This is a genomic window from Devosia sp. Root685, assembly GCF_001427875.1.
Classification (GTDB): Bacteria; Pseudomonadota; Alphaproteobacteria; order Rhizobiales; family Devosiaceae; genus Devosia.
Genome location: NZ_LMHK01000001.1, coordinates 641475 through 655631 on the forward strand (window position 1 = coordinate 641475; position 14157 = coordinate 655631).

The window sequence follows — 14157 nt, forward strand, 5'->3', positions numbered from 1 at the left end:
GGGCGGGAAAAGCGCATGGAGCACCCCGAATGTCAAGCGCCGGGCCTTTCCAGCCACGTGGCGGAAATCCGAGGTGGAGCAATCCTTCAGCACCTGCTAGGAACGATATTGACTATTTTGAGACGGTATTCATATGGACCTGATTGTTTCCACAGAGGCGCTCTCGGCATTTTGCGAGCGTGCAGCCCAGTTTGATTTCGTGACGGTGGACACCGAATTCCTCCGCGAAACCACCTATTGGCCGCGTCTCTGTCTCATTCAGGTAGCGACCGATGACGAAGCCGTCCTCATCGATCCCCTGGCCGATCACCTCGATCTCAAGCCGTTCTTTGCGCTCCTCGCCAATCCATCGGTCACCAAGGTGTTCCATGCCGCAAGGCAGGACATTGAAATCTTTGTAAAACTGACTGGTGCCGTGCCGCACAATATCTTCGACACGCAAATCGCCGCCAGCGTTTGCGGCTTTGGCGATAGCGCGTCCTATGACAGCCTCGTGCGCGCCATCTGCAAGGTCGAACTCGACAAGTCCTCGCGCTTCACCGACTGGTCGGCCCGCCCGCTGTCGGAAAAGCAGCGTCTCTATGCTCTGGCCGATGTCACCTATCTGCGCGACATCTATCGCGAGTTGCGCAAGCAGGTCGAACAGACTCGCCGTTGGGATTGGGTCGAAGACGAGCTCACAGTCCTCCGCAGCATCGAGACCTATGTCGTCCAGCCCGAAGAGGCGTGGGAACGGCTCAAGATGAAGATCAACCGCCCGCGCGATCTCGCCGCCCTCAAGGTGCTTGCAGAATGGCGCGAGCGCAAAGCGCAGACCACGGATCAGCCGCGCAGCCGTGTCTTCAAGGATGATGCGCTATTCGATCTCGCCGTGCAGCGTCCCGTGACGGCCGATGCATTCGACAAGCTGCGCGCCGTGCCCCGCGGCTTTGGCCGCAGTTCCGCCGCGGCCGAAATCATCGAACTCCTCAAGGGCGTCGAGGCCCTGCAAAAGGCGGACCTCCCCGTCCTGCCCGAACGCTATCGCGGCCCCTCACCCAAGGGCGCGGTCGGCGATCTCATTCGCGTGTTGCTGAAGTCCGTCGCCGAACAGCACGGCGTCGCCGCGCGTATCCTCGCGACCTCCGATGACATCGACGCCCTCGTGCTCGATGACGAGGCCGACGTCCCTGCCCTCAAGGGCTGGCGCCGCAAGCTCTTCGGCGAAAAAGCCCTGGCGATCAAGCACGGCCGCATCGGTCTCGCCGCCACCCGCAAAGGCGTCATCGAATTCGCGGTCACTCAGACGGAAGCGGCTGAGTAATCCTCAGCCGACCTCGACCCGCGCCTCGGCGTGATCGGCGAAGCTGGCGAACTGGCTCAGCCGGTTGCGCAGGTGCTCGCCGTTGAGGAAGGCAAAGTCTTCCGGCAGTTGCAGCACCAGAACATCGCCATCGAGCCGGAAGCGAATACGCGGCAGGATGCCGGGCATGGCCGCCGTCATCGGATAGGCGACGCGGAACAGCGTGCCGATCAACCGGCCGCGCTTGATCATCTCGGGCGAAGCCAGCGGGATCAGCATATTGGCCGATTTGCTCTTGAGCCCGTCATAACGCACCGAAATGGCGTGAGCGAGCACGGCGCGGCCGGGGTGATCGACGCCAGTCAGCGAACCATAAGCGACCGAATCGACGCTTTGCGGTCCGCGGTAGTCGGGATGCGCGCGCCAGCCGATATCGGCCAAAAGGCAAGCCACCTGCCGCAGCCGGCTTTCCTCGGCCGTTTCGACAATGCCGGCCGCCACGAAATACTGGGCGCTGAATTCGACCAGGTCGGAGGCATGCGCCGGGGACCGCGAGCGCAGCACCGACAGTTCCTCGGCGCCCTGGATCAGCGGATCGACTGCCTGCTCCGCCTCGGAAAGTAGCCCATGGAGATAGCCTTCGCGCACACCCAGCGCTGAGAAGACGACGCTGTCGAACTTGCCGGCTTGCAGCACTTCGGCCAGCACTGCCGCGCCGAATGGCACCAGTTCGCGGCGCGAATTGCTGACACTTCCGGAACCGGGATAGGTTTTTAGCGACTCGGCCGCGATGATCTCCTCGCAGACCACAATCATCTCGGCCGCGGGCACCACATAGTCCTGCACCATGTGCAGCGGGTAGTCGCGCAATTCGAGATGGAGTTTTGCGAGCGAGCGCCAGGTGCCGCCTATGGCTGCGAACTGTCCACCGGGCTCTATGTCCGCGAGCAGCGACTTCTTGAGTTTTTCGCGCACCAGCGCCGCCGCCTTCTTGGGCGACCCATCGGCATCGTCCTGCAAGCGAATGACGCCAAGCTCATGCGATTGCCCGTCAGCATCGCGACCACTGGTGATGACTGACAGCTCAAGGCTGCCGCCGCCGAGATCGCCAACGACACCGGCAAATCCCGGGATACCGGCGACCACGCCAAGCGCGGCAAAGTGCGCCTCCTCCTCGCCCGAAAGCACCCGAACGGGCGCTTCCATGATCGCCTCCACGGCCGAGACGAATTCCTGCCGATTGGCGGCATCACGCACCGCCGAAGTGGCCAGCACATGGACCTGGCCGACGCGCATCATCCGCGCCACCAGCGCGAAGCGCTTGATGGCGTCGAGCGCTTTTTCGACATTGGCGTCGGCGAGCCGCCCGCTCTGGGCAATGCCCCTTCCGAGCGCGCAGGCCGATTTTTCGTTGTAGAGCGGTGTCAGCGAGCGGGCATGACGCTCATAGACGACAAGGCGAACGGAGTTTGACCCGATATCAAGGACAGCGACCGGCTGGGCGCCCTTGAGACGGCCCTGGGCCGTAGGATCGGCGTCTACGCCCCAGAATTGTGTCAAACTCAGCCCTCGTCGTCTCCAATACCGGCGCTGCCGCGTCCGGACAGTGACGGATTGGTCATGAAATAGTCGTGCGCATTGAAGGGCTCCGCACCCTCGGCAACGCGCAAGCGATGGGAACTGCCATCTGGCAAGACTTCCCAACTTTGCTGATTGTCCTTCAAATAGGCAACTAGCGTTCTGTCAAGAATTTGCTTGTGCACGGTTCTGTTGAGAATCGGCACCATCACCTCGACGCGCCCGTCGAGGTTCCGTCCCATCAGATCCGCCGAAGAAATATAGACCAGCGCCCGCGGCGAGGGCATGGTTTCGCCACTGCCAAAGCAATAGATGCGGCTGTGTTCGAGGAATCGCCCGACCACCGATTTCACCCTGATATTGTCAGAGAACCCCGGAATGCCGGGCCTGAGACAACAGATGCCGCGCACGATCAGATCGACCTTCACGCCGGCCTGGCTCGCGTCGTAAAGCGCATCGATCACCTGCGGATCGACAAGGGAATTCATCTTCAAAAGGATGGAAGCGGGCTGGCCGGAGCGGGCGAATTCGATTTCGCGGGCGATATTGTTGACCAGCGTCTCACGCAGGTTGACCGGCGAAACCGCAATGGTTTCGAGTTCGGTCGGCCGCGCATAGCCGGTGATGAAGTTGAAAACGCGCGCTACATCGCGCGTGATCGCCGGATCGATCGTGAAATAGCTGAGGTCGGTGTAAATCTTGGCCGTGATCGGGTGATAATTGCCCGTGCCGATATGGCAATAGCTGACGAGCTTGCCCTTTTCGCGCCGCACCACCTGGCTCAATTTGGCGTGGGTCTTGAGCTCAATGAACCCGAAAACCACCTGCGCGCCGGCGCGCTCGAGGTCACGAGCCCAGCGGATATTGGCTTCCTCGTCGAACCGCGCCTTCAATTCGACCAGACAAGTCACCGACTTGCCGGCCTCGGCTGCCATCACCAGCGCCTTGACGATCGGGCTGTCCGAGGAGGTGCGATAGAGCGTCTGCTTGATCGCCACCACGTCCGGATCGCGCGCCGCCTGCATCAGGAATTGCGCGACGACGTCAAAGCTCTCGAACGGATGGTGGACGAGAATGTCCTTGGCCCGGATCGCGGCAAAATTGTCGCCATTATAGTCGCGAATGCGCTCGGGAAAGCGCGCGATATAGGGGGGGAATTTGAGGTCCGGCCGCTCGACATCGCAAACCTTGCGCGCGTCAGCGAGGCCCAGGAAGCCGTTCACCTCAAAGACGTCCGCATCCCTAATGCTTAGCTGCTCGCCGATCTGGCGCTGTAGCGCACGCGGCATCGAGCGTTCGATTTCGAGCCGGATCACCTGCCCGCGCCGGCGCTGCCGCAGCGCGCTTTCGAACTCCACCACGAGATCGGCCGCTTCGTCATCGATTTCGATTTCGCTGTCGCGGATGATGCGGAACGCACCCGAGCCGACGACCTGATGGCCCGGAAACATCTTGTGGAAGAAGAGCTTGACCAGCGTATCGATGGTCACGACCTCCGTCCGCCCTTCCGAAACCAGTTCGGACGGCAGGGCGATGAAGCGGTCGAGATTGCCCGGAATGCGCACCAGCGCCGTCAGCGGCTGATCGCTGTCCGGACGCTTCAGTTCAAAGGCGAGCGCCAGCCCCAGATTGGGAATGAAGGGGAATGGATGCGCCGGATCGACCGCAATCGGGGTCAGCACCGGGAAAATTTCTTCGCGGAACAGCTTTTGAAGATAAGCGACTTGCTCTTCGCTGAGATCGTTGGATTCGTGGATGACGACGTTCTGCGCGAACAATTCCTCGCGCAGCGTTTCCCAGTGATCCTGCTGGTCGCGCTGCAGATGCTGCGCCAGCGTCGCAATTTCCTCGAGCTGCTCGGCAGGCGTCAGCCCGTCCGCGCTCTGCTTGGTCAGGCCCGCGCGGATTTGCCCTTTTAGGCCGGCGACGCGCACCATGTAGAATTCGTCGAGATTGTTGGCCGAGATCGACACGAAGCGCAGGCGCTCGAGCAGCGGGTGCGCTTCGTTGCCGGCCTCTTCGAGCACGCGCATGTTGAACTGTAGCCAGCTCACCTCACGGTTGACGAACCGCGCCGGGCTGGTTCGCAACGCCTCGACATCCGGCCCAGCGCCTTCTGCCTCGGTGATCTCGCTCATGTCATTCATCGCTTGAAGGGTCCCAGTCCTGTTGGCCGCCACCCTCGCGCTCCGCCTCCCGGAGCGCCAGGGCTTCTGTTGCAATCGTTCGGGTAATGGCCGTTCCTCTCGCAAGGGCAAGCCGGTCCATGCGGTCGGCCAAAACAGCCACTTCCTCGGGGCTGCGTTCCATCCGCGCCACGAGATAGTGGATGATTTTGGGGTCGACCTTGATCTGACGATCGCCGAAAAGTTTGGCGAACATGTGTGACAGTTCTATGTCGTCGCTGACCTCAAGCCGAAAGGCCGGAGCCCTTCTTACACGCGACCGCACATCGTCCGTCTTGAGCGGCCACTTGGCAATGTCATCGCGCGCCGTCAGCAGCAGCGTCCGGTTGCCGCGCATGGCCTGGTTGAGCAGATGAAAGAGGCTCGGCTCGTCATAGCCCTGCCGATCCACATCCTCGATCACCAGCGGCCCGCGCCCATCCGCTTCCGCGATGGCGGTGATCGTTTCCGGCGTCACCATGGGCGCATGGCTGCGATCGGCAAAAATCCGCGCCAGATGCGATTTCCCGGAGGCGGGCGGACCGATCAGCAGCGTGACGGCATCGGGCCAATGCGGCCAGGCGCCGATTCGTCCGTGGGCCAGGGCATTGCCTTCCCCCACCAGAAAATCGTCCGCGGCATGGGATGGCGTATGCTCGAACTCGAGCGGCAGTTGCCGCAACCTGTCGTTACGCAGAGGGGTTACCACCCTGGCCACCGTGGGTTGATCCGAGATAGAGGCTGCTCCCCTTATACTTGCGAATGCCGTAGCGCACGAGCACCCCGCCGATCGCCGCCAGCGGCACGGCGAGCAATAGCCCGACAAAGCCGAACAAGGCGCCGAATGCCAGCAGCGCAAACATCAGCCAGACCGGGTTGATGTTGATCGAGCCGCCCACGAGCTTGGGATAGAGCACATTGCCTTCGACGAACTGCCAGCCCATGAAAATGGCAAAGACCAGCGCCACCATCCACCAGTTGGGCCAGAACTGCACGGTGGCGATACCCATGGAGAGGGCAAAGCCAACGCCGAACCCGACATAGGGAATAAAGCTCAGGAGCCCGGCAATGAGGCCGACGGCCAAGCCATAGTTGAGGCCAACAAGGGAGAGCGCGCCCGCGTAAAATACCGCGTCGATCACCAGCACACCGCCCTGCCCGCGGATCACGCCGGCCATGGAGCTGTCGATATCGCGCAGAATGCCCAGAATCTCCGGGCGCTGCTTTCGCGGCAGCAGGTCATGCAGCCCGCGCACCATGCTGTCCCAATCGAGCAGCAGATAAAAGGCAACGACCGGGGTAAAGATGGCAAAGCCGATCACACTGATCAGCGTCATGCCCGAAGCGAGGATTTCCGAGGTGACGACACCGGCAAATCCCACAACCTGACCCAGCATATCCGAAACCGTGCGCTCCACCTGCGCGGCTCGCTCCGGCCCAAGCCACTGGTTTAGCTCCGGCGCCCATTTACGCACCATGGCCTCGAGATCGACCGCATAGCCCGGCAGGCGCTGCACCAGCCCGACAATCTGCGTTGCGACCATCGGAACGATCATGACGAAGATGCCCGAGATAATGGCGATGACGCACAGCAGCACGACCGCCGTAGCCCAGCCGCGGTTGAAACGCCACTTCTGAAGCTGGGTCACCAACGGATTGAGCAGATAGGCCAGCGCCGCGCCAACCACGAATGGCAGCAGGATGCCGCGGAAGATCCAGAGAGCCAGGATCAGGAAGACGAAGAAGCCGATCCAGATCAGCACTTGATTTCTAAGGTTCATGGTGCCGGGCGGCCCTTGCGTCTGACTATTCAAGAAGCTATCAGGCCTTCAGGCAAAATGAGCAGAAAGCGAATATCACTTTCGGCTTACGAAACCGCCACGAAAAACAAAGACCTGGAGCATTCAGCGATTCGATTATCGCATGAAAAGCTCTAGCGGCCAGCACCGTTAAGTTCAACCAGACCGGGTCTCGGTAGCCAAAGCGTTCCCGATATCCCCAGCAATGGCTTTAGGCTCATGTCCGACGCGCAAAACCTGCCATCAAACGGCCTGTCATACAAGCAGGCGGGTGTCGATATCGACGCGGGTAACGCGCTGGTCGAGGCCATCAAGCCCGCCGTGCGTTCTACCCGCCGCCCCGGCGCCGATGGCGAAATCGGCGGTTTCGGCGGTCTTTTCGACCTCAAGGCCGCTGGCTTCACGGATCCTGTGCTCGTCGCCGCCAATGACGGTGTCGGCACCAAGCTCAAGATCGCCATCGATACCGGCAAGCACGACACCATCGGCCAGGACCTTGTCGCCATGTGCGTCAACGATCTCGTCGTTCAGGGCGCCGAGCCGCTGTTCTTCCTCGATTATTTCGCGACCGGTAAGCTCGATGTTGCGCAGGGCACTGCCATTGTCGAGGGCATAGCCCATGGCTGCCGCCTCGCCGGCTGCGCGCTGATCGGCGGGGAAACCGCCGAAATGCCGGGCATGTACCACGGCAATGACTATGACCTCGCCGGCTTTGCCGTCGGCGCCGCCGAGCGCAACGCCCTCTTGCCGCGCAAGGATATTGCCGCCGGGGACACGCTCGTTGCCATCGCTTCCTCCGGCGTTCACTCCAACGGCTATTCGCTGGTCCGCAAAATCGTCGATCTCTCCGGCCTCGCCTGGACCGCCGACGCGCCTTTCGAAACCGGTAAGACGCTGGCCGAGGCGCTCCTCGAACCCACCCGCATCTACGTCAAACCGCTCCTCGCCGCCCTCAAGGCCGGTCTCGGCATCAAGGCGCTGGCCCACATTACCGGCGGCGGCTTCATCGACAATATTCCGCGCGTCCTGCCTGATGACCTCGCAGCCGACGTCGACCTCGATGCCGTCACCGTGCCGGCCGTCTTCGGCTGGCTCGCCAGGGTTGGCGGCATGAGCGAACGCGAAATGCTCCGCACCTTCAATTGCGGCGTCGGCATGCTCGTCGCCGTCACGCCCGAAGACGCCGAAAAGCTCGTCGAGCACCTGACCGCCTCCGGTGAAACCGCAGCCATCGTCGGCCAGTTGACCCCGCGCACGGACGAACCCGTCACCTTCCGCGGGAAGCTCGCGCTCTGACCATGTTGAACCCGGGCCGTCTGATCATCATCGCGGGACTGCCCGGGACCGGAAAATCGACTCTCGCCCAAGAACTTAGCGCCCGCTTCCAGGCGGTCATCTATTCCCCCGACGATTGGATGGATGCGCTCGGCATCAATCTCTGGGACAGTGCCATCCGCGATGCCGTCGAACGCCTGCAATGGCAACAGGCGCAACACATCCTGCGTCTCGGCGGCACCGCAATCATCGAGTGGGGAACCTGGGCCCGTTCCGAACGTGACGCGTTGCGAAACGCCGCCCACGCCCTCGGTGCCAAAGCAGAACTACACTTCCTCGATCTCCATCCCACCGTTCTTCACGAGCGCATGACAGCACGTGGTCGCGAAAATCCGCCCATGACACTGGAACAGCTTCAGGCCTATTCCGCCGCGATCGAACGGCCTACGCGCGAAGAACTCGCCCTCTACGACGCACCATCGGAGCCGCTTTCATGACCCGTAAAAAAGTCGGCGTCCTCATCTCCGGCCGCGGCTCGAACATGTCCGCGCTGATCGAGGCGTCGAAAGCGCCGGATTACCCCGCCGAGATCGTCGGCGTGCTCTCCAATAGAGCTGCAGCACCAGGCCTCGCAACCGCCCAGCAGCACGGCATCGCCACGGCTTCGCTGGCACAGAGCAAGTTCTTGAGCCGGGAAATGTTCGAGGACATGATGACCCAGATCCTTGAAGGCTGGGAGGTCGATTACGTCTGTCTCGCCGGCTTCATGCGTATCCTCGGCGAAGATTTCGTGCTCCGCTGGCAGGGCCGGATGGTCAACATCCACCCCTCCCTCCTGCCCCTCTATAAAGGCCTCGACACCCATGCCCGCGTGCTGGCCGCTGGGGACGCCGAGCATGGCTGCACGGTCCATTTCGTCACGCCGGGCCTCGATGAAGGCCCAGCCATCCTGCAAGCCCGCGTCCCGGTCCTCCCGGGCGATACGCCCGAGACGCTGACCGCCCGCGTGCTCGTCGAAGAGCACAAGATCTATCCTCAGGCCCTGGCCATGCTCGCCCGCGGCGAGGTTTCGCTCTAAGCCGCAGACAGGGCCCGGCCCTCACGCCGCAAAACGACGACCTGCGCGATCAACCCGACGACGAAGGCCAGCAGTAGCGCACCATGCGCCCCCAGCACGATGGGCGAACTCACGCTGGCGGCAATCGGGGCGCCATCAGGCACGCGGGTCAGCGTTTCCGTCACTGTCGGCACCAGCAGCAGCAAGACGCTGAAGCTGAGGCTGACGGTTTCGATGTAGCGCCGCGCGCGTCCCAAAAATGCCAGCCGATGAACGCCATAGCCCAGCGCAATCACCAACAGTGTCAGGCCGCCGATGGCGTAGCTCACCGGCTGTTTTGCCACCAGAAATGCCGTGGCGCCGCCCAAAACCATCGACGCAAAATAGATCGCACCCGGCACCGAGCGCGGCACGATGCGTCCATGCCGCGCCAGCATATAGATGGCCATGGCGAGCGCCGGCAGGCTGCCGAGCGTATGAAACCAACCGATGGGAGAAATGCCGAACATTTTTGGTCCTTGTGTCGCAGGGAGACGCCGAAGCGCCGATGTATCTACTAGTTGGTAGGTAATATTGTGAAATGTGAGCCTCGCGGCCTACTTGATGAAGCGCTCCACAAGCGGACCGACGATCATCTCGAATACCGCCGCATTGCCATGGGCCCGGCTGGACAGCATGGCCCCGTGCACCGTTGCGACGAAAACTTCCGCTTCTATCTCGGGCTCATGCACCATGCGCAGGCTCCCCTGCTCCAGACCATCCCGGAACACATTCGTCAGCCACGCGGCCAGCGCCCGGAAATGTGCCCGCACCTCGGCCGCCACCTCTTCGGGCAGAGCCGGCATCTGGCTGGCCAGCAACGCGCAGACACAGAACGGCTCCGAGCCCGAGGCAATGCAAGACTGCCAATAGCCCGTATAAGCCCGCAGTTTTTCGGCCGGGTCGGCAATGGCCTTGTCCAGGTGCCCGAGCCCGTCCAGGGCCTCCCGCCGGTAACGTTCCACCAGAACCCGAACCAATTGTGCCTTAGTCGGAAAATGGTGGTGAATGCTGGCCTTGCGAATGCCGACAATGCTGGAAATATCCGCGTAGCTGAACCCGTCATAGCCGCCCGACAGAATGAGCGGGCGCGTATGGCGGAGGATTTCTTCGGCAGTGTTGGAAAGATCGGTCATGCCGTTTACCTACCTTCTAGTAGGTATATCGTCAATCCCCTAATCCGGCCAGGGTTCCAGGCGTAGTTCCGGCCAAAGCGCCATCGAGCGCGCCGCCTTGCCTTCATGCGTCGCCCGATTGCGCAGCACAGGATTGGGCGTCAGCCGGAACGAGAACAGGTCATCGAGCCCGAAGGGCGCGAAAATGACGATTTCCCCCCTCTCGATCCGCGCCGCAACCGCGTGGGTTTTGGTCGCAAAATAGAGCAGCATGTCAGCGCTGCAATTGAGCATGGGATAGACCAGCCCGAATTTTTCGGGAAACCACAGATGCACCCGCGCCTGGTTGCGCACCTCGACCGGAATCGGGCTCTCCGAAAAATAGGCCTGCGCCCGGCGAATGACCCGGTCTTCCGCCTCGTAACTTCGATCCGAGGGGTCGAAATACACCAGATCGGCGTCCTTGATGCCCCGGTGACGCGGGCGGCCAGTCAGGGCGTTCCAGACCATGTTGTAAATTGCGCCGGAGCCAAGCAGCGGGTCGGGCAGACCAAGCTCGTTCAACCCGGTCAAAAACGCCATCAGCGTCGCATCGCCTTCAATCAGTTCGACCAGTACCCGACGCTGCGTCGCCGCATCCGCTCCTGCATATTTCAGATGATCCACCATGCACTCCCCCGCCCCAACTGAAGCTGCTGGAACCTGCTGACAGCGCCTGTCAGCAAGCTCATGCTTCTTGCAGCAAGGGCGGCAGGCCCATCACCGCAATTGATGCCTTTCATCGTCAAAATCGGTTCGACCTTTGTTCCCCTGAGGCGTAGCGTGCCGGCCGTCAACTTAATGAGGCCCTGCGATGAGTCTGCGTGACTGGCTCCTGATCATTCTACTAGGCGCCATTTGGGGCTGCTCCTTTGTTTTCAACGCTGTGCTGATCCGTGAAATCGGCCCCCTTTGGGTGACGTCCCTGCGCGTCGCCATTGGCGCTCTCGGCTGCTGGCTATTTCTTTTCGCGCGCCGCAAGCCGGTGCCTCGCGATCCCAAGCTCTGGCTGCAGCTGGGCGCCCTGGGGCTCCTTGCCTATGCCATTCCCTTCGCGCTGTTTCCGCTGGCCCAGGCCCATCTCGCCAGCGGCGTTGCCGCCATCATCAATGCCCTGACGCCTATGGTCACAGCCGTGCTGTCGCATTTCTGGATCGGCGGCGAAAAAGCGACCCCGACCAAGTTTACCGGCGTCGCCATCGGCTTTGTGGGTGCCGCAATTCTGGTTTCACCGGCCCTTGCAGCCGGTGGCTCGTCCCAACTCTGGGCGGTGGGCGCCTGCCTTGGCGCCACCCTTTGTTACGGCCTCTCGCTCAACATCACGCGCAGCTACAAGCATGTGGAGCCGACGGCCTTCGCCGCCATCGCGCTGACCGGCGCCGCCATTGTCGCCACCCCCGTGGCCTTCTTCGCCGAAGGCGTTCCGGTGATTACAAAAGCGGAAACCTGGGCGGCAGCCTTGGCCATCGGACTCCTGTCGACCGCCTTCACCTTCCAGATCATGTACCGGATCCTGCCCCGCGTCGGCGCCACCAATTTCGCCACGACGACCTTCGTCGCCCCCATTTCCGCGCTGCTGATCGGGGTGACGGTGCTGGGCGAGACGATCCTGCCGGTCCAGATCCTGGGCATGCTGGTGATCTTCTTCGGCCTTCTGTTCATCGATGGCCGCATCCGGCAGATCTGGCGCCGCGCGACCGTCTGAGTGTCGGCGTGGAACTCCTCCGCCTGGCCGCCGTTGGCCCAGATGGAGGAGTGCCATGCCAGACCCCAGACCAGACATCGACCCGCGCCCGATCCCCGAGATCATCCCCCAGCCCGAGCCGCCGCAACCGCAGCCGATAAACCCCTATCCACCGGGGCCAGAGGAAATTCCCCCGCCGGACCAGCCGATCGAAGAGCCTGTGCCTTCCCCTGCGCCAGAGATTCCGCCCGAACCGGGATACGAACCGCGCATGCTAAAGGCCGGATAATCTTTGGGAGTTAGCCTTCGTAGCCTTCCACGACGACGAAATCGAGCACGGCCGCATTTTCGCGCATCGCGATCCCGCCCTGATATTCCGCCGAATCATAGGCCTTGAGCGCGGCCTCGTAGCTCGGAAATTCCACGACAACGGTGCGCTGACGCGCCGTGCCCTCGGGAATGGCGTGGCGTCCCCCGCGTACGAGGAAACGCCCATCATGGCCGGCGAGAAAGGGGCCGACAAAAGCTTGATAGGTTTTGAACTGTTCGGGATCGATCACATCAACCCGAACCACCCAATAACCCTTTGCCATATCCCCTCCTGACTGACCTCTATTCGATGCCGAGTTTCTTCTTCATCAGATCGTTCAGCGCCTGCGGATTGGCTTTGCCGCCCGAAGCCTTCATCGCCTGACCAACGAACCAGCCGATCATGGTCGGCTTGGCCAGAACCTTGGCCACCTGATCGGGATTGGCTGCAATGATTTCATCAACGATCTTTTCGATCGCACCGAGATCGGTCACCTGCTTGAGGCCGCGACGCTCGACGATTTCGGCCGGAACGCCCTCGGGCTCCTCGGCGATGAGAATCTGCAGCACGTCCTTGCCGCCCTTGGAGGAAATCGTACCGCCGGCAATCAGGTCAACGAGACCAGCGATCTGGGCCGGCTGTAGGTGCGTTTCCCACACGGCGAGGCCCTGGCTATTGGCAAAGGCCGCCACATCGGCATTGAGGATATTGGCAACGGCCTTGCCATCGCGCTTGCTGCCGCCAAAGGCGACGCAGGCCTCAAAATAGTCAGCCGTTTCGCGGTCGAGCGTCAGCACCATGGCGTCATAGGCGGTCACGCCATAGTCGGCGATGAAGCGCGCCTGCTTCTCGTCCGGCAATTCGGGCAAGTGCTTGCCGAGCTCGGCGATGAAAGCATCGTCGAATTCGAGCGGCAGCAGGTCCGGGTCGGGGAAATAGCGATAGTCGTGCGCTTCTTCCTTCGAACGCATCGAGCGCGTTTCGCCCAGTTTCGGGTCGAACAGCCGCGTTTCCTGATCGATCGAGCCGCCGTCTTCCAGAATATCGATCTGGCGACGCGCTTCATATTCGATCGCCTGACCGGCAAAGCGGATGGAATTGACGTTCTTGATTTCGCAGCGCGTACCGAATTCGCCGCCGGGGCGGCGCACCGAGACGTTCACGTCGGCGCGCATGGAGCCCTGCTCCATATTGCCATCGCAGGTGCCGAGATAGCGCAGGATCGTGCGCAGCTTGCCCAGATACGCCTTGGCCTCTTCGGACGAGCGCAGATCGGGCTTGGACACGATTTCCATCAGTGCCACGCCCGAGCGGTTGAGGTCGACAAAGCTCATGTTGGGGTGCTGATCGTGGATCGACTTGCCCGCGTCCTGCTCGAGATGCAGGCGCTCGATGCCGATCTCGATCTGCTCGCCATCGACGTCGAGTAGAACCTGGCCCTCGCCGACGATCGGGTCCTTGAACTGGGAAATCTGGTAGCCCTGCGGCAAGTCCGGATAGAAATAGTTCTTCCGGTCGAACACCGAGCGCTTGTTGATCTTGGCCTTGAGCCCAAGGCCGGTGCGCACGGCCTGACGCACGCATTCCTCGTTGATCGTGGGCAGCATGCCCGGCATGGCCGCATCCACAAAGCTCACATTGGCATTGGGCGGATTGCCGAAGGCCGTCGAAGAGCCCGAAAAGAGCTTGCTCTCACTCGTGACTTGCGCGTGCACTTCCATGCCGATGATCACTTCCCAATCCCCGGTCGAACCGGAAATCAGGCGCTTCTTGTCAGGGGTGCGGGTGTCGACGAGGGTCATACTTGGGCGGGT

The 14157-nt window shown here is 62.0% G+C and carries 14 protein-coding genes; 5 read left to right on the forward strand and 9 right to left on the reverse strand.

Annotated features, from left to right (window positions below):
- Positions 1 to 133 precede the first annotated feature (133 nt).
- Complete coding sequence (gene rnd / locus ASD83_RS03080) at positions 134 to 1303, forward strand: ribonuclease D (RefSeq protein WP_056307827.1); 1170 nt, start codon at positions 134 to 136, stop codon at positions 1301 to 1303.
- Positions 1304 to 1306: 3 nt separating this feature from the next.
- Here rnd and ASD83_RS03085 read toward each other — a convergent pair whose 3' ends face one another.
- The 4 genes from ASD83_RS03085 to ASD83_RS03100 are packed head-to-tail and all read right to left on the reverse strand — an operon-like array spanning position 1307 to position 6806.
- The gene (locus ASD83_RS03085; protein WP_056307829.1) at positions 1307 to 2842 is read right to left on the reverse strand and encodes a Ppx/GppA phosphatase family protein; all 1536 of its coding nucleotides are present in this window, start codon (positions 2840 to 2842) and stop codon (positions 1307 to 1309) included.
- A gap of 2 nt (positions 2843 to 2844) precedes the next feature.
- A complete protein-coding gene (locus ASD83_RS03090) occupies positions 2845 to 5007 on the reverse strand; it encodes an RNA degradosome polyphosphate kinase (RefSeq protein ID WP_056307831.1) in 2163 nt (720 codons plus the stop codon).
- A complete protein-coding gene (locus ASD83_RS03095) occupies positions 5000 to 5734 on the reverse strand; it encodes a hypothetical protein (protein WP_156385721.1) in 735 nt (244 codons plus the stop codon). Before ASD83_RS03095 ends, ASD83_RS03090 begins: the two co-directional genes overlap by 8 nt.
- Complete coding sequence (locus ASD83_RS03100) at positions 5715 to 6806, reverse strand: AI-2E family transporter (protein WP_056307835.1); 1092 nt, start codon at positions 6804 to 6806, stop codon at positions 5715 to 5717. The genes ASD83_RS03095 and ASD83_RS03100 overlap by 20 nt, the downstream gene beginning before the upstream one ends.
- Positions 6807 to 7043: 237 nt before the next feature.
- Here ASD83_RS03100 and purM point away from each other — a divergent pair, with 237 nt between their 5' ends.
- The 3 genes from purM to purN are packed head-to-tail and all read left to right on the forward strand — an operon-like array spanning position 7044 to position 9177.
- Positions 7044 to 8120: a phosphoribosylformylglycinamidine cyclo-ligase gene (gene purM / locus ASD83_RS03105; protein ID WP_056307837.1), complete on the forward strand. Its 1077-nt coding sequence runs from the start codon at positions 7044 to 7046 to the stop codon at positions 8118 to 8120.
- Positions 8121 to 8122: 2 nt separating this feature from the next.
- Positions 8123 to 8596, forward strand: a complete 474-nt coding sequence (locus ASD83_RS03110; RefSeq protein ID WP_056307839.1) for an AAA family ATPase — start codon at positions 8123 to 8125, stop codon at positions 8594 to 8596.
- The gene (gene purN / locus ASD83_RS03115; RefSeq protein WP_056307841.1) at positions 8593 to 9177 is read left to right on the forward strand and encodes a phosphoribosylglycinamide formyltransferase; all 585 of its coding nucleotides are present in this window, start codon (positions 8593 to 8595) and stop codon (positions 9175 to 9177) included. The genes ASD83_RS03110 and purN overlap by 4 nt, the downstream gene beginning before the upstream one ends.
- Here purN and ASD83_RS03120 read toward each other — a convergent pair.
- From ASD83_RS03120 to ASD83_RS03130, 3 genes are all read right to left on the reverse strand, one after another.
- Positions 9174 to 9665, reverse strand: coding sequence for a hypothetical protein (locus ASD83_RS03120; protein WP_056307843.1), 492 nt, complete (start codon positions 9663 to 9665; stop codon positions 9174 to 9176). The two genes, purN and ASD83_RS03120, sit on opposite strands and share 4 nt — an antisense overlap.
- Before the next feature lie 87 nt (positions 9666 to 9752).
- Positions 9753 to 10331 (reverse strand): TetR/AcrR family transcriptional regulator, encoded by a 579-nt coding sequence (locus tag ASD83_RS03125; RefSeq protein ID WP_056307845.1) that lies wholly within the window; start codon positions 10329 to 10331, stop codon positions 9753 to 9755.
- Between the two features lie 39 nt (positions 10332 to 10370).
- The gene (locus ASD83_RS03130; protein ID WP_156385723.1) at positions 10371 to 10979 is read right to left on the reverse strand and encodes a nucleotidyltransferase family protein; all 609 of its coding nucleotides are present in this window, start codon (positions 10977 to 10979) and stop codon (positions 10371 to 10373) included.
- Positions 10980 to 11163: 184 nt separating this feature from the next.
- Here ASD83_RS03130 and ASD83_RS03135 point away from each other — a divergent pair, with 184 nt between their 5' ends.
- Positions 11164 to 12054 (forward strand): DMT family transporter, encoded by an 891-nt coding sequence (locus ASD83_RS03135; RefSeq protein WP_056307847.1) that lies wholly within the window; start codon positions 11164 to 11166, stop codon positions 12052 to 12054.
- Between the two features lie 278 nt (positions 12055 to 12332).
- On the opposite strand, the gene ASD83_RS03140 is transcribed toward ASD83_RS03135, so the two are convergent.
- Both ASD83_RS03140 and gatB read right to left on the reverse strand, forming a co-directional pair.
- Positions 12333 to 12626, reverse strand: coding sequence for a DUF1330 domain-containing protein (locus ASD83_RS03140; RefSeq protein ID WP_056307848.1), 294 nt, complete (start codon positions 12624 to 12626; stop codon positions 12333 to 12335).
- Between the two features lie 19 nt (positions 12627 to 12645).
- Positions 12646 to 14145 carry an Asp-tRNA(Asn)/Glu-tRNA(Gln) amidotransferase subunit GatB gene (gatB, locus tag ASD83_RS03145; RefSeq protein ID WP_056307850.1) on the reverse strand — a complete coding sequence of 500 codons (1500 nt, stop codon included), beginning with the start codon at positions 14143 to 14145 and terminating at the stop codon, positions 12646 to 12648.
- Positions 14146 to 14157 lie beyond the last annotated feature (12 nt).